Origin of the sequence: Enterococcus devriesei (genome assembly GCF_001885905.1) — a bacterium.
GTDB lineage: Bacteria > Bacillota > Bacilli > Lactobacillales > Enterococcaceae > Enterococcus_A > Enterococcus_A devriesei.
Genome location: NZ_JXKM01000021.1, coordinates 1 through 15,218 on the forward strand (window position 1 = coordinate 1; position 15,218 = coordinate 15,218).

Below are 15,218 nucleotides of genomic sequence, written 5' to 3' on the forward strand. Positions count from 1 at the left end.
AACTTTTGGGGGTCGGTACATGATCCTTTCCAGACTAAAGATAAATCAGGTTCGCCACTTTCTATCGAGTGGCGAACCTGATTTCTTTTTATTTGTTTAGATAGTTCGTTAGACGCTTCATCGCTTCTTCCAAATTCTCTAGCGAAGCGGCGTAACTGATACGGACGTAGCCTTCTCCTTCAGGTCCAAAAGCAATTCCTGGGATCAAGGCTAATTGATTTTTCTCTGCCAGATCAATACAAAAGGCCATTGAATCTTGAATGTAGCCAGTTGGAATCTTGGCGAAAATATAAAAGGCTCCTGACGGTCGTGCAACATCAAAACCTAAGTCGGTCATCGACTGATACACGAAATCTCTTCGCGCACGGTATTCTTCTCGCATAATCTCCGCATCTGAGATTCCTTGGACCAAAGCTCGTACGGCGGCTTTTTGTGAAATCGTTGAGGCTGCTGTCACTAAATATTGATGAACTTTGATAATTTCTGCGACTAACTCTGCCGGAGCGAAAATAAAGCCGATCCGCCAACCGGTCATGGCGTGAGATTTTGACAAGCCATTGATTACGATTGTCTGTTCTCTCAAATATTTTCCAAAGGACACATGTTTAGATTCATAATTCAACTCACTATATATTTCATCGCTGATCACGAAGATCGAATACTTCTTCAAGGTTTCACTTAACTCGGCAACTTCTGCTTCATTATAAGCAACCCCAGTTGGATTGGATGGCGAGGTAATAATAATTGCCTTCACTTTATCCCCATGCTCCGTCATCGCTTGATCAATTTGTTCCGGTGTTAAAACAAAACCAGTTGCTCGGGTATCGATGTAAACCGGCTCAGCTCCAGCTAATAAAATTAGCGGTTCATAACCAGGATAGGTCGGTGCGGGTAATAATACTTTATCGCCAGGTTCAAGGATCGCTAAAAGGCTGGCAGACAGCGCCTCGGTCGCTCCAACCGTCACTAAAACTTCGGTCGTCGCTTCATAATTAACCGCATATTTTTCAGATAAAAAACGGCTGGCGGCCTCACGAACATCAATCAAACCGGACATCCCAGTATAGTGGCTAAAATTATCTTTGATTGCCTGCTGACCCGCTTCTTTTATATGCTCGGGGGTATTAAAATCCGGTTCGCCTAATGTCAGCTTCAACATATTAGGAATCCCAGAAACCTTCTCATCAAATTGACGAATCAATGAGACGGCGATTTGATAAACATTTTTGTTAAATCGATCTTGTAGTTTGTTCATATAACCCCTCCATTTCTAATCATATTATCACAATCTTTCAGATAGTAAAGAGAAAATATTTCGGTTATTTTACTTGCTAGAATGGGAAAGTGAAAATTAAAGTAGTGAAATTTCGTATCCCATTTAAAAATAGACAATCAAGTCAGAATTTTTTTCTCAGAAATCACCTTCCTTATTGCGAAAATAAAATAATTTATCGGCAATCCTCTTATGATTTGTTGATAGCAGCATAAAATAATCTTCATTATTAAACGAAATTGATTAGCCGCTGTTGTATTGACTATTTATCGATCATAAAATAACCTTATACAAAAGTTTTTTAAGAAGGAGCTGACTGACTATGAACAAAGAACGAATCAAGCAATTTCCTTTTGTTTTCTTTTTAATTCCATATATTCACATTTCATTGGCGATGGACTATTTGTTTGATTCCATTATTGGTATTTTTCTCTTTGTATTAGTGACCGCTATTATCGGTTTTTTTGCGAAGCGAACGCAGCAGCTGCCTTTATTGGTGATTGGGAATATCATCAATATTTTATTAAGCGGTCTATTGATTTTGCAAAAAAGCCCGTTAGTGAATCTTTATCACTCCTCCTCACCATTCACGGCGATCGCTCCCTTGTGCGTCCTTTTTTTGATCTCACAAATTACCGGAATTTTTTGGGGTAGTTTTTTTATAAAGGAATCAAGCTTAACACTTAACAAAAAAACTTCGGACCGCTAGACGATCCGAAGTTTTTTATTTATTCATGAGTTGTGCCGGGCTGATTCACTGGTCGAATCCAAATTTCGATTTTAGGGTCATCCGTTACATTGAGATATTTCTGAATTAGAAAAGGTGCCATATCTTCCATGCCAATGCCATGTTTAGGTAGCCACGTCTCAAAAAAATAAGTATTCGCTTTGTAGAGCCCGTCGCTGACTAAATAATCAAAATCCTCAGCTTCATAAGAACAAACATAATAGTTTCCCGGTTCTATAATACATTGTGTAAAATGCTTAAAACCTTCCTTCGTTGATTGCCCGCCGACAAAATATTGGACCTTGCCTGGCAATGCATCCATTGTGAAATAATCAAGTACTAAACCCTCTGGCAATAAATTTTCGATGGTCACTCGTTCCTGTTGAAACTGATCCCATAGTTCAACTAACGTGTTAACGCCAACTTTGTTCATTTCGGAAGCATCAATCTGTTTAGAGACGCCTGTATAATATTCTGATACCTCAATTTTTTGTTGATAAATTTCTAGTACCAAATCATTGACTAACAATGGGACGCCCTCATCCACTAATGTGTAATCGATTGATAACTCTGGTTTCAAAAAATCAGTTAAGACCACCTCGTTCTTGCGATAAGTCTCAGGAGTTATACCATAGATTTCTTTGAAATTTTTCGTAAAGACTTCATGACTATTAAATCCAAAATCCATGGCGATGTCAGCAATTCTTTTGTTGCTGGTTTTTAACTCTGACTTGGCGTTAGCAACTCTGCGGGCTTTTATATATTCTTTTACGGTTTTACCGACCAGCCGACTAAACAATTTTTGAAAATAGAAAACGGATAAATATGACACCTTTGCCAATTCGTCGATCGTCATTTCTGTTTGGATATTTTCTTCGATATAGTCAACCGAATGTTGAATCGCTTCCCATGCATGCATCGTCTTCACTCCTCTTCTTCATAGGATAATCTTAGCATAGCTTTTTAACTGAGGCTTGTTCTGTAGTGCTGTCTTACTTTCCACCTATTTTTGAATAATTTAAAAAAGCAACTCACAGGAAAAATTCCACAAGTTACTTATTTATATTACGATCCCTCTTTTCCACTAACCCATTCTTCAGTTTTCCCATTGCTGTGGCTGTCATTGGCTCCACATAAAGAGTTAATTGTACTTCCTTCAATGAAATTAAATAGCGATTAATTGCAATCACGCTGTTTTTTCCTTTACAATAGTAAAATAATCACAAAGGAGGTGCCGCTGATGGCTGAACACGAATTGGACAAAATTACAGACTTGATCAGTGAGATTGAAAAAGTGATCCTCGGAAAACGTGACGTGATCCAATTAACAGTTGCTGCCTTGCTAGCTGGTGGACATGTTTTATTTGAAGATATTCCCGGTGTCGGAAAAACGATCTTAGTCAAATCTTTGGCTAAAGCCATCCACAGCGATTTTTCTCGAATTCAATTTACCCCCGATTTACTGCCTAGTGATATTTTAGGTATCTCTATCTTTGATGCTCAGACCAATCAATTTGACTTTCGAGCTGGACCGATCTTTACAACAATTTTATTGGCTGATGAGATCAATCGAACGACTCCCCGGACACAAGCCGCCTTATTAGAAGCAATGTCTGAAGGACATGTAACGATTGATAATCAAACCTATGCTTTAAATCCCCATTTCTTCGTGCTAGCCACACAAAATCCAATCAGTTACTCAGGAACTTATCCGCTTCCCGAAGCGCAATTGGATCGCTTTTTGTTTCGTTTGCATATCGGCTATCCGGCTTTTTCCGATGAGCTAGAACTAATAACTGGAAAACGTCAGCAATCATTAGCCTTGATTCAACCGGTTTTGACGCTAGCGGAGTTGACGGAGCTAAAGCAGAAAGTAACAGAGGTTTACGTGGATGATGCCGTTGCGCGCTATGCCCTGCAACTAGTTGAGGCTTCTCGCAATCATCCCGCGATTGACTTAGGTATCAGTCCTCGTGGATCAATTGCTTTTATCCAAGGAGCGAAGGCCTATGCTTTAACAGAAAAAAGATCCTTCGTGACGCCTGGCGATCTACAAAAGATTTTACCTGCCGTTTTTGCTCACCGCTTGATTTTACGTGAAGGGCTGTCCATTGAGGAAGTCATTCACCAAATCATTGATCACGTCCCTGTCCCAGTTAGGAGTTAGTCTATGAGACGAATGAAAGGCGCTATCAAAATCATCCTGTTTCTTTTTTTATATCTTTTGTCTTTTGCCTATGCGGGGATTTTTAACAATGATATCGGTTGGACCCTTTTTCTCTTTTTAACACTCTTTCTCCTCCTTTGTCTAATACATCTGCTGATCCCATTAAGTAGAATAGTCGCCGAATCACCAGATTCACTGACGACGCACGTGAAGCAATCAACAAAACTTCCAATTCTTTTTTCTTATCCGCGCCAAATATTTCCCATTATACAATTAAATATCACACTGGCTGATGGCTGGATTGCTCTACAAACAACTGGACTGTTTTTCATGCGCCAAAAGCAAATAAATTTTCAGTGGACACCGACACAGCGAGGGCTATACGAAGAAGTAAGTATTCGTTATCAGAGCAGTAATCCATTATTCAGTAAAACCTACTGGACAACGTTAAAAAAGAAAATTCTGGTTTTACCTCAATACCACAGACTATCTAATCACTTTCATTTCCAACAAGCCATGCATAATCAACCGTTTGGCGAGCCAACGTTTACTATTAAAAACTATCGTCCTTATCGCAGCGGCGATGCCTTAAAAAATATCGACTGGAAGCTCTCTAGTAAGCAAACAACGTTGATTTATCGGGAACAGGAACACGCTCAGCCTGCAGAACCTATTTGGCTATTTTGGGGCAATCCTTCTCCACAATTCGAAGAGGCTCTCAGCTATTATTATTCGTTACAAGACCGAGTAAAACAGACAGAACAAATCCAACAATATCTCTTTGGCAATATTGTAGTGGCATCCACACAAATCGACAGTCAGGTATTTGCTAATATCCAGCCTTTTGAAGAGCGGCCTTCCGTGAGGCGGTTCAAAGGGAAAGAGCTGTTCTTCTTTACTCCAGAACTTGATTCGCCAACGCTCGAACTGATTGAATACTTAAAAAAAGAGAATTCTGTCCAAGTATATGATCTGCCCTTCTTACAGCATATTTTTAAAACCGATGAAAGCAGGTGAAGCCTATGGCGCAACTAAAAAGGAAAGGACCTATCGTATTTCTGACGTTTCTAAGTTTGATTACGGTATTTTCTCAAGTTTTACGTGTCTATGAGTTGGCAATCCCCCCACTTTTGATTGGACTGATAGCGGGCTTCTGTTTGATCATCGGTTTTGTCCCCTACTACAGTCTGAAATGTTTGCTGGGAATTGTTAGCTTTATTTTTAGTTTATATACTTTGCTTCCCTTGGATGAACCCTTGTCCTTGCAATGGATGACCGCTTTATTTGACAAAATGATTGGAAATTTTCAAGCATTTTTTACTGGTGCGTCAACCTTTATCTCACAGGATTCAGCCATTCCCCTCTTGCTTCTAGTCTTGCTATTACTGGCCGTTTTAATGATTCAATTTGAGCGATTTCTTTTTAGCTATTTTTTGATGGTCAGCTACTTGTTGGTCTTAAGTGTTTTTCATACTGATAATCTCAGCAGTCATTTGGCACTGCTTTTGATTTGTGGGATACTGTCCCGGACTTTTAGACAAAAAAGCTTACCGCCAAAACTTTTTATTGGTGTAATACTTGTTTTCTTAGTGGTGGGATTTTCCGCTATTCAATTAACGAATTCAGAAATACGAACCGTGTTGACTAACTGGACATCGCCAATCCGTAACTTCGCAAACCAACAAGGGCTTTATAACTGGATCCAGCGCGCTTCCTATTCTTCTACCGCTCGAACCGGCTTTAGCGAAAATGATCAGCAATTAGGCGGAGCATTGCTGGATGACTCCACGATCCTTTTCGAAGTAACGCAAAAAGACACAAGCTATTGGCGCGTCGAAAGTAAAGACTTTTACACCGGAAAAGGCTGGGAAAATACGAATCAAGTACAAACCTGGTCTCGAAACAGACAAGCGCCTCTCGTTGTTGAAACTCAACAATCTGACCAGTACTACAAAGCACCTGAAGCCAGCTCCAGCCGTTACTTTAATCACGGAACCTACTTGCCCTTACCTTATGGGAATAGCTCCATCACCGTTACAGAAGGATCTACTAATTTTATTCGCGCTGAGGAAACAGGACGAGTCGACTTTGGTGGGTCCAATCAAACTGAACGAGGGATTCACAACCAATGGTCCCCGCCGGATTATCAATTAAAGGCGTTGGAAAATATACCCATCACTCATCCAATCGATGCAAGTGTTGACTATTTACAATTGCCCAATAGTCTTCCCGCAAGAATCGGCGAGCGCGCCCATGAAATTATCGGCTCAGAAACGTCTTTGATCAAGCAAGTGACCGCGATAGAAAACTATTTGAAAAATAATGACGATTTCCGCTATTCTAAAATCGATGCTGCTTCTCCGACAGACGATCAAGACTACATTGATCAATTTCTATTTGAAACAAAAGTGGGGTATTGTGATAATTTCTCTAGTTCAATGGTCATTTTATTGCGAACACTTGGTATCCCTACACGTTGGACCAAAGGTTTTGCGCCGGGGGATCAAACCTTGAACACTAATGGAGAAACGACCTTTACGATTAGAAATCTACATGCTCATTCGTGGGTAGAGGTCTATTTTGCAGGATTTGGTTGGCTGCCTTTTGAACCAACGCCTAGTTTTACCAATCCTAGTCAGCCTGAGGCCGCTGAAGAAAGTACTGCACCCAATTCAGCAGTGTCCGAGTCCTCGGTAGACGCATCTGACTCAAGCAGCCAAAATCAAGCCACTTCCAGCACACTAGCTGACGGCTCTGAAGATAATGAAACAACTGATCAAGAAGGTCTGCCCCGCTTTCTAATACCGATTATTCTTATTGGATCAGCTGCGGTAGCCATTTTGTTGTTCCAAAAATATCTTTTGAGAATTCGTGTGAGTATTTTAAAGAAAATCACTCGACAGCCTCTTAGAAAGATTTATCCACTCTTATTGAAAAAAATGGAAAAAAATTTGGCGCGGGATTCTTCTGAAACATTGTCTGACTATGCAAAACGAGTAGAAAAAAAGGAGTCCGGACTTGAAGGCGCATTTTTGAAATTAACAGAGGACTATGAAAAGTTGCTTTATGGTCAGCCAACCACTTTGAATTTCGACCATGAATTGGTTGATAAAATTATTTTTTATATTGAGAATAAGAAAACCGCAAGAGAATAGATTGTTCTCTTGCGGTTTTTTAAGTTCATTCGCTTTTTTTCACTGGAATTTGAATTTCCGTTAGCCATTCTGCTTCACTGTCTTTGTTCCAAATGCCATCAATATAATTTTCACGGGCAGAATCGATCAGTTCATAGCCGTTATCTTCAGCAAATTTGATTGCCGCACCATACGCTTTTGGCAGACTTGAATACGGACCTTTATGCATGGTACAAATAGCGGTGGATACTTCGGGGATTTCTTTAAATTTCAACTCACCCAAGTCTGGTTTCAACTCCGTTACTGCTTCACAGGCTTCAATATCAATATTTGTTTCTTTATATTCATTATCGTGGTAAATGCTGAAACAATACTCCGGCAATGAACAGACACAATCAGCTTTTTCCATCAACGCACCCATTTCCGGCATCATTGAGAACAGTGTGTCATAACTGGGAATCACACGCCGAATTGATGCCACAATTACTTTTGGTAATTGCTTGATGACCATGTGATAACTTTCAGCTTCTTGTTGTAAATACCCTTCAATTTGCGCCAACATCGTGGTCCGTTCAGCGATTTCTCTTAGTAGTTGCTGTTTCTTTTTTTGCAAAATCCGCTGTTCACTTTCACCTTCCTGCACACGTTTAATCTCTTCGATACTGTAGCCGATTCGCCGCAGCGCTAGTAACCGATGTAACGGGTCCAGTTGGCTCGAGCTATAATATCGATAGCCATTATCTGGATCAATGAAGCGGGGCTGCAACAACCCCACTTCATCATAATAACGCAACGCTTTAATCGTGACCTGATTCATTTTAGAGAACATGCCAATTCGATAAAGCCGTTCTTCGATTTGTTGACATTCCATAAGCTCACCTCTTTTTCTTTTTTCCTTTTATTCCCAGCGAAATAATTTTGCTGCTAAACCAAACCCAACGATGGTAATGACGATCAAGAGAATTATAATAAATCGTGGATTTCCGATCGGCTGATTCAAACTAACGCTTTTTAACAGCTGGACACCTTGTGTCAAAGGCAAAACATGCGCAATTTTTTGCATTCCTGTTGGAAACAACTCGAAAGGAATCACTGCACCTGATAAAAAAAGCATTGGAAAATAAACCAAACTACAAACTAAATTCGCGATCTTGATATTTTTACATAGGCTGGCAATCAATAACCCTAAACTATACATTGCGATCATCACTAAAAAATAACTAGCAATCAAAAGTCCCCAACTACCTTGCATCCGATAATCAAGAAAAACTACAGAAACCAGAGCTACTAGAACCGCTGAAATGATTGCAGTAATCATCGCTACCACGACTTGAGTCGCAATCAAATGCCCTGGCGATGCCGGAGTCACAAAAAAGTGTTTCAAAATCTTCTTATCACGGTAATCGCAGATCGTCAGTGGGATTCCCATAAAAGCCGTCGCACAAATACCCACGACTAAAAGAGAACTGAAGCTACTATCTAAAAAAGTATAATCAGCCGCTCCAGCCTGTTTGCTTCCAGCGATCATGGTGGTCAAAAGCAGTACCCCCAGCGGCATTCCAATCCCGAAAAGCACACCATCAATCGAACGCAGTGCTAACTTGCCTTCAACTTTAGTCAATTGAATCACTTTACTCATCGTCTTCCTCCCCTACAAACCAAAGATACGCGTCTTCCAACTTATTCTGAGCACTCTCTGCTAGAAGCTCTGGAATCGTCCCTGTCGCAACGATGCTGCCTTGCTTCAGAAAACAAATCCTATCACAAAGGATCTCCGCTTCTTCCATATAATGAGTCGTTAAGAATATCGTCAGATGCGTTTTTTTTAGTTTCAGCAATGTTTGCCAAACGACTCGTCGCGCTTCGGTATCTAAGCCGGTTGTTAATTCATCCAAAAAGATAATTTTAGGATTAGGGATCAGGGCCAGGACAATCGATAATTTTTGCTTCTCGCCACCAGAAAGCTTCTCAACGAATTGTGTTTGAAACTTATCTAGCTTGAACATTTTTAGTAATTCATGATAATCTCTTGGGTCTTTGTATAGACAGGTAATTTCTCGACACAGTTCTTCGACTCGAATATTATTTTGATAACTCGAGGATTGCAGTTGAACACCTACTTTTTCAAAAATTTCTCGCCGATGCTTTCGCGGGTCTAAGCCAAAGATGGTCGCCGCTCCTTGATCTGGGCGCTTGATGCCTAAAAGTGTTTCGATCGTGGTTGTTTTACCGGCGCCATTGGGTCCCAACAAACCAAAAACTTCGCCTTGATTGATCGCAAAAGAAACTTGGTTGACAATTTTTCGACCACCAATTTCTTTTGTTAGCCGATCAGTTTTGATGGCTGGATTCATAATCATCTCTCCCTTCTCTTATTAACAGAATAGTGTCTCCTGTTAAGGGAGAGTCAACCAAGCACCTCAAATTATTTTTTATTGGGCTGCACGATAAAGATTGTTCCTTCTTTTTGATAGCCTTGTTTTTCATAATAAGGATCAACATCGCTCATAACATAAACGGTCTGTTCAGGGAAATCATGGCAGACCTGTTCCATCAAATACCGCCCATAGCTCTTTCCGCGATAAGTTGCATCGACTAACAAGTCATAGATATACACACCAAAGCCATCATCCTCCCGGCAACGGGCATAGCCACAAATTTTTTCATTTTCAAAAAGCAAATAAGTCAACGATGTTTGTAGTACATGCAAATATTTTCTTTTACCAGTGCCACTAGTATAGCCGCTCCAGTCAGCTTCCTTTTCCATCATCATAAATAAGTCTTTGGCATCTTCAACTTGATAGCGTCGAATATTCCATAACTGCTCCATATTTGTCACTCCCTTTTCTTTAATGATAGCAAACAAGTAGCATCCAAGACACCGCTTTTCCTCTGACAATCATTTACCATTATCGAAAATTTCGCTAAGAAAGGCCTTCACGAACTCCCTCAGCTTTTGCTTATTGGCGATAAAGCTAGTTCGTAAAGCCAGACATCGATATACCCGCTGTAAAGTGATTTGTTCATGTAGAAAATTTATACTTTCCACCGTCAAAAAAAACAGTGAAAGAATGATCTTCCACTGGTTTACTGAAATACTATTTAAAATAATCTCTCGTTGCTTGTTCGTCAATTTCTAACTGCTTCACTAAGCCGTCAACTGATTCAAAGGCAACTTGTCCCCGCAGCATATGATACCAACGCACTTTGACCTTTTCACCATAAATTTCTTGATCGAAATCTAAAATATTGATCTCAACCGTCAGCATGCGATTCGGGCCAAAAGTATCGTTATGGCCAATCGAGCCCATTGCTGGGTACCATTGGTCGCCCACTTTGATTTGATTGACGTAGACGCCTTCTTTCGGCAAATTCATATCCTCTGGCACTTGGATATTGGCGGTGGGATAGCCCAATGTTCTGCCGCGCGCTTCCCCATGAATCACTGTGCCGCTGACTTCATAGATGTAGCCTAATAAATGGTTTGCTTCTTCTAAGCGTCCTTCAGATAAGAGCCGACGAATCCGGGAAGAGCTGATTTTTTCTTCTTCATTTTTTTCGGTTTTTTTCGCCACTGTAACGACTTCAAAACGGTCTTTCGCATATTTCGGTAAATACTTGGCATCCGCTGATTGATCCTTGCCAAAATTATAATCAAAGCCAGACACCGCAACTTTCCCATGCAGTCCAACGATATATTGATCGACAAACGTTTGTGGGTCCAAGGCTGCAAAGGCTGAAGTAAAAGCCACCTCATACAAAAGATCAACACCCAGTTTTGCCATCCGTTCTTCTTTTTGTTTTAGCGTCGATAAATATTTGATTGGTGTGCTTTGAACCTTTTGAAAGACTACCGCTGGATGCTGATTGAAGGTCATCACTGCTAATTTCAAATTTTTTTCCTGCGCAATTTTTTTGCCAGTATTGATGACTTCCTGATGCCCGCGGTGAACACCATCAAAAAAACCTAAAACTAATACGCAGTCTCCTGCTGGAATTTCTGCTGGTTGATAAGGATGACGTAATTTTACAATTTCCATCTGTTATACCTCGTTTCGAATCACTTTACTAGGCTTCAAAAGCCCTTTTTTTTCGGGATGCTGTGCATACAGACTGACTAATTGATCTTGATAGAAAAAAGCTAACAAACCAGGTACATTTTCTTTCAAACCAAAATTTTTCAGCGGCATCAACTGCCCGTTTTTTACTTTTTGCCAATCGGCATCACTCAAATCGATCCGGGGAAATGCACTCATTGCTTCTTCAATGGGACGCAACGCCTGTTCGATTTGACCTTTTTCCATTAGCTCACTAACTTGTGCCAGTGTCACCGCTTGACCGACTGTAAAACCACCACTTGCCAGTCGGGTCAAATCAGACATATGAGCCGGATAACCTAGCTTTGCACCAAGATCTACCGCTAACGTGCGGACGTAGGTTCCTTTGCCGCAAGCTACGCGGAAACGCCAGCTTTGAGTCTGTGTCGCTTCGTGAAAAACTGGCGCTGTAATACGCTCAAAGCTCTCAATCTCCGCTTGCCGTTTTGGCCGCTCCACCGACTCGCCCGCGCGAGCATATTCATATAAGCGCTTGCCGTTTACTTTAACAGCAGAATACATCGGTGGTACTTGAACGATCTTTCCGATAAAAGTTGCCATCATTTGATCGATTTCAGCTTCTGTCAAAGGTATTGCTACGGGTTTCTGATCTACTACCTCACCACTTGCATCTTCTGTAGTTGTCGAAAAACCAAGGGTGATCTCGCCTTCATAGATTTTTCCGTTATCTTGCAGATATTCGATTACCTTCGTACCTTTACCGATGCAGATTGGTAAGACACCATCCACATCTGGATCTAAAGTGCCGCCGTGCCCGACTTTTTTAGTCTGCAAAATTTTTCTTAATTTAAAGACGCAGTCATGACTGGTCATGCCTCGCTCTTTCCATAACGGTAAAATACCGTCCATTGCTTGTCCCTCATTTCAATTTTTACTCAACGTTGCCATTATATCACAGCTACTAAAAGAATTGGTACGTTGGCTCACCGGATAAAAATGGAAACCGTTTGATCTATTTCTCCAAAAATTTAGTCGATAAAAAACCACCGCCAAATCTGACGATGGTCTGGATCAATCTTTTAATTTCTTTTTCTTCTTGCGTTGACGGTTGATCACAAAGCGAATGCTTGGATCAGCAGGCTGTTGCATCGCATAAGATTCTAATTGATTCACTTGATGACGATAATTATTAGCCGCGTAATTTGAAATATCGCCGTTCACTTCGAACTCATCAATCTTTTTCCGTTCTAAATAATAGCCACGCACCAATTCTTTAGTGTACAAGGGATCTTGCTGAATTAGATACGTTCCAAACAACCCATGACCACTTACTTGGCGCATTAAATTTTTCCGTTCATCGACAAAGAAATCAATCAATTCTTCATCGTAAACATCTCGCAAGTTTTCTAAACTATCTAAGATTGCTTCACTGTTACGCATGAAGATTTTTCTAAGAGAAGTGATGTCTTCATTGTCCACCGTTTCACGGCGTTTTTCGCGACGCTGCCAGAACATTTTAGGATGCATAATCACACGAATGATCCGACGAACAAAGATCAACCAGAAGCTCAATAAAGAAAGCATCTGTTTAGTAACTGATTCAGAGACATTTGAGATGAACCGGGAGTATAACCGATAGGCGCCAGAATCGATTTGATGGCGGCGGAAACTTTCATCTAAACCGTCTCGTTCTACTGAAATAATCAACGCTTGAATTTCTTGGAATTCCTGCTGAGCACTTTCCGGCATGGAGTTATTAAAGACTAACTGAATTCGATTCTGATAATTCGCGATCACCGCTTGCAAGGCAAACCGTTCTTTTTCGCTGAGGTCCTGATTTTCAATATCATCATACAATTCACTAATAACTTCACGGAAAATCAACATGGACTTTGGATCAGTCGGCGGAACAACTTCGCCATCTGACAGCAGCGGCAGCACGATCATTCCTACTACGAGGGTCAAAAAAGTGACACAAGCGGTAATAAATAATAGTAAGGAGCGCTCAGGAAAATCCATACCGTTGATTGTCGTCGGCAAAATGAAAATCGTCGCGATACTGACTGTCCCTTTGACTCCGCCAAACGTTAATAATAAGCGATCTCTTAATTGCGCATGGCTTTTTTTCCAACCTTGCGTCAGTAAATAAAAAGCACTCACGAAGAGAAAACGTAGAACAAACAGCAACAATGTCAAAAGCAACACGATTGAGAAAAGGTGCATATTTGAATAATTGCGACTATTCCAAATTGGCGAAAAGACTTGTGTTAATTCGATTCCTAGGAAAATAAAGACTAATCCATTCAACGTGAAGCTAATCGTACTCCAAGAGCTTTCTGTCACATTTGATAGCTGAGCGTCAAATAGGGTTACACGGCGGAAGCCGGTGGCTTGCAGGACACCGGTAACTACAGCGGCGATGATTCCAGAAGCATGGAAGACTTCGGCGATGAAATAAGCGGCAAAGGGGAGAATCAATTCAATCAATAAATACGCAGAAACATCTTGTGCCGAGATTCGTTCAATGATCTTGATTGCTTCATTCTTGATCCAGACCACTACAAATCCCACCACTGCGCCAATAATACTTGACGTAAGTAACGAGATCGAGGCATCTGCCGCAGAAAACTGACCTGTTAATAAAGCTGCTACTGCAAATTGGAACGCGGTAACGCCCGTCGCGTCATTAATCAACCCTTCGCCTTCCAATACGTGCATCACCGATTCCGGGATATTTAAGCGCTTGGCCAACGAACTAACTGCTACCGCATCGGTTGGTCCAAGAGAGGCCCCAAAAGCTAAACAAGCCGCGATTGGAATCGCCGGCAAGATACTGTGCAACACATAGCCCAATCCAAAAATCGTGAACAAAACCCCGCCAAAGGCTAAGAGCAAGATCAAACCAAAGTGTTTCAATATAGACGGAATATCAGCAGTCTCACCCTCACGAAACAATAGCGGTGCGATAATCATCACCAGAAAAACTTCTGGTTCAAAATTAATTGAGCTGCCGACCTCAGTCAACCCGAGAATAATTCCGGTAATAATTTGGATCATAAAAATCGGAAAAGATGGAAAAACTTTTGCTAAAACATTGGATAAGGTAATGGCAATGGCTAAAATGATAATGATCTCAATTAAGCCCATTCAATCACCTCTTAGAACAAGTATCTTTCGCTTTACAAAATAATTTTAAAAATTCGCGTTTCTTCACAATAATTCGATCTTCTAATTCAGAAAGCTCTTCTGGATCATCATCCAAAGAAAGCTGCGCTCTTTTGGTCTCCATCCGCAATAATTCATGCTTCATGCGTTCCAATTTACGCGCGGTTAAAACATTTACTCGTTTAATTTTTTGTTTAACGGCTTTTCTTTCTTCCGGGCTCAAGTTTTCAAATTCTTTATGGAGAGCCTTCATCCGTTCTTCAAATTCAGTCGTCATTTCGACCTTGCCTCCTTGAAAAATATCCAGCAAAAGGATTACTTACAAACATCAATACTCTAACAGGATTTAGCAAATAATGCAATTGACTCAAAGCAATAGGAAAATATATGGGCCAAACTTTATATTTGTCTTTATAAATCTATTTTTGTCGAACGATTCAACAGATTTTACTTGACCAGATTATACTGCAAAAAGCAGAACTCGCAGCTACCTCTCTTCAACGTATTTATTTTTTGAAACCCACGAAAAATACATTTTATCTTCGCCACGCATACGAATGGACTATCCGATTTGATTATTAATAGTCATAACTGATTACCTGATTTCTACGCAATATCAAACTGGGAAAAGTCCGACTCGTAAAAAGAACCTGAGGCTGTCTGCTTCAGGTTCTGTAGTGACCCCCAAAAGTTA

14 protein-coding genes are annotated in these 15,218 nt (G+C 40.6%); 4 read left to right on the forward strand and 10 right to left on the reverse strand.

Annotation, left to right across the window (positions count from 1 at the left end):
* Positions 1-88: 88 nt before the first annotated feature.
* Entirely contained in the window at positions 89-1,255 is a 1,167-nt protein-coding gene (locus tag RV00_RS15255) for a pyridoxal phosphate-dependent aminotransferase (RefSeq protein WP_071863417.1), read from the reverse strand.
* 340 nt (positions 1,256-1,595) lie between these two features.
* Here RV00_RS15255 and RV00_RS15260 point away from each other — a divergent pair, with 340 nt between their 5' ends.
* Positions 1,596-1,982: a hypothetical protein gene (locus tag RV00_RS15260; protein WP_071863418.1), complete on the forward strand. Its 387-nt coding sequence runs from the start codon at positions 1,596-1,598 to the stop codon at positions 1,980-1,982.
* A gap of 19 nt (positions 1,983-2,001) precedes the next feature.
* On the opposite strand, the gene RV00_RS15265 is transcribed toward RV00_RS15260, so the two are convergent.
* Positions 2,002-2,919, reverse strand: a complete 918-nt coding sequence (locus RV00_RS15265) for an AraC family transcriptional regulator (protein ID WP_071863419.1) — start codon at positions 2,917-2,919, stop codon at positions 2,002-2,004.
* Between the two features lie 321 nt (positions 2,920-3,240).
* On the opposite strand from RV00_RS15265, the gene RV00_RS15270 reads away from it, so the two are divergent.
* From RV00_RS15270 to RV00_RS15280, 3 genes are read left to right on the forward strand one after another with little or no spacing between them, the layout of a single operon-like run.
* Positions 3,241-4,167 carry an AAA family ATPase gene (locus RV00_RS15270; protein ID WP_071863420.1) on the forward strand — a complete coding sequence of 309 codons (927 nt, stop codon included), beginning with the start codon at positions 3,241-3,243 and terminating at the stop codon, positions 4,165-4,167.
* A gap of 3 nt (positions 4,168-4,170) precedes the next feature.
* Complete coding sequence (locus RV00_RS15275) at positions 4,171-5,184, forward strand: DUF58 domain-containing protein (RefSeq protein ID WP_071863421.1); 1,014 nt, start codon at positions 4,171-4,173, stop codon at positions 5,182-5,184.
* A gap of 5 nt (positions 5,185-5,189) precedes the next feature.
* Positions 5,190-7,322, forward strand: a complete 2,133-nt coding sequence (locus tag RV00_RS15280) for a transglutaminase domain-containing protein (RefSeq protein ID WP_071863422.1) — start codon at positions 5,190-5,192, stop codon at positions 7,320-7,322.
* Positions 7,323-7,347: 25 nt separating this feature from the next.
* Here the strand turns inward: RV00_RS15280 and RV00_RS15285 are convergent, their stop codons facing one another.
* From RV00_RS15285 to RV00_RS15320, 8 genes are all read right to left on the reverse strand, one after another.
* Positions 7,348-8,172 carry a MerR family transcriptional regulator gene (locus RV00_RS15285; RefSeq protein ID WP_071863423.1) on the reverse strand — a complete coding sequence of 275 codons (825 nt, stop codon included), beginning with the start codon at positions 8,170-8,172 and terminating at the stop codon, positions 7,348-7,350.
* A 27-nt stretch (positions 8,173-8,199) separates the two neighbouring features.
* Complete coding sequence (locus tag RV00_RS15290) at positions 8,200-8,940, reverse strand: ABC transporter permease (RefSeq protein WP_071863424.1); 741 nt, start codon at positions 8,938-8,940, stop codon at positions 8,200-8,202.
* A complete protein-coding gene (locus tag RV00_RS15295; RefSeq protein ID WP_071863430.1) occupies positions 8,933-9,655 on the reverse strand; it encodes an ABC transporter ATP-binding protein in 723 nt (240 codons plus the stop codon). Before RV00_RS15295 ends, RV00_RS15290 begins: the two co-directional genes overlap by 8 nt.
* 71 nt (positions 9,656-9,726) lie before the next feature.
* Positions 9,727-10,131, reverse strand: coding sequence for a GNAT family N-acetyltransferase (locus tag RV00_RS15300; protein ID WP_071863425.1), 405 nt, complete (start codon positions 10,129-10,131; stop codon positions 9,727-9,729).
* 268 nt (positions 10,132-10,399) lie between these two features.
* Positions 10,400-11,341: a riboflavin biosynthesis protein RibF gene (gene ribF, locus RV00_RS15305; RefSeq protein WP_071863426.1), complete on the reverse strand. Its 942-nt coding sequence runs from the start codon at positions 11,339-11,341 to the stop codon at positions 10,400-10,402.
* A gap of 3 nt (positions 11,342-11,344) precedes the next feature.
* Positions 11,345-12,268 (reverse strand): tRNA pseudouridine(55) synthase TruB, encoded by a 924-nt coding sequence (gene truB / locus RV00_RS15310; RefSeq protein ID WP_071863427.1) that lies wholly within the window; start codon positions 12,266-12,268, stop codon positions 11,345-11,347.
* A 162-nt stretch (positions 12,269-12,430) separates the two neighbouring features.
* A complete protein-coding gene (locus tag RV00_RS15315; protein WP_071863428.1) occupies positions 12,431-14,506 on the reverse strand; it encodes a cation:proton antiporter in 2,076 nt (691 codons plus the stop codon).
* 4 nt (positions 14,507-14,510) lie between these two features.
* On the reverse strand, positions 14,511-14,801 hold the full coding sequence (locus RV00_RS15320) for a hypothetical protein (protein WP_071863429.1): 291 nt from the start codon (positions 14,799-14,801) through the stop codon (positions 14,511-14,513).
* Positions 14,802-15,218 lie beyond the last annotated feature (417 nt).

What these genes read in the sequence shown, in the direction of transcription:
- RV00_RS15255 (WP_071863417.1), bottom strand. Translation starts at nt 1,255, where the DNA reads ATGAACAAACTACAAGATCGATTTAACAAAAATGTTTATCAAATCGCC.
- RV00_RS15260 (WP_071863418.1), top strand. Translation starts at nt 1,596, where the DNA reads ATGAACAAAGAACGAATCAAGCAATTTCCTTTTGTTTTCTTTTTAATT.
- RV00_RS15265 (WP_071863419.1), bottom strand. Translation starts at nt 2,919, where the DNA reads ATGCATGCATGGGAAGCGATTCAACATTCGGTTGACTATATCGAAGAA.
- RV00_RS15270 (WP_071863420.1), top strand. Translation starts at nt 3,241, where the DNA reads ATGGCTGAACACGAATTGGACAAAATTACAGACTTGATCAGTGAGATT.
- RV00_RS15275 (WP_071863421.1), top strand. Translation starts at nt 4,171, where the DNA reads ATGAGACGAATGAAAGGCGCTATCAAAATCATCCTGTTTCTTTTTTTA.
- RV00_RS15280 (WP_071863422.1), top strand. Translation starts at nt 5,190, where the DNA reads ATGGCGCAACTAAAAAGGAAAGGACCTATCGTATTTCTGACGTTTCTA.
- RV00_RS15285 (WP_071863423.1), bottom strand. Translation starts at nt 8,172, where the DNA reads ATGGAATGTCAACAAATCGAAGAACGGCTTTATCGAATTGGCATGTTC.
- RV00_RS15290 (WP_071863424.1), bottom strand. Translation starts at nt 8,940, where the DNA reads ATGAGTAAAGTGATTCAATTGACTAAAGTTGAAGGCAAGTTAGCACTG.
- RV00_RS15295 (WP_071863430.1), bottom strand. Translation starts at nt 9,655, where the DNA reads ATGAATCCAGCCATCAAAACTGATCGGCTAACAAAAGAAATTGGTGGT.
- RV00_RS15300 (WP_071863425.1), bottom strand. Translation starts at nt 10,131, where the DNA reads ATGGAGCAGTTATGGAATATTCGACGCTATCAAGTTGAAGATGCCAAA.
- ribF (WP_071863426.1), bottom strand. Translation starts at nt 11,341, where the DNA reads ATGGAAATTGTAAAATTACGTCATCCTTATCAACCAGCAGAAATTCCA.
- truB (WP_071863427.1), bottom strand. Translation starts at nt 12,268, where the DNA reads ATGGACGGTATTTTACCGTTATGGAAAGAGCGAGGCATGACCAGTCAT.
- RV00_RS15315 (WP_071863428.1), bottom strand. Translation starts at nt 14,506, where the DNA reads ATGGGCTTAATTGAGATCATTATCATTTTAGCCATTGCCATTACCTTA.
- RV00_RS15320 (WP_071863429.1), bottom strand. Translation starts at nt 14,801, where the DNA reads ATGACGACTGAATTTGAAGAACGGATGAAGGCTCTCCATAAAGAATTT.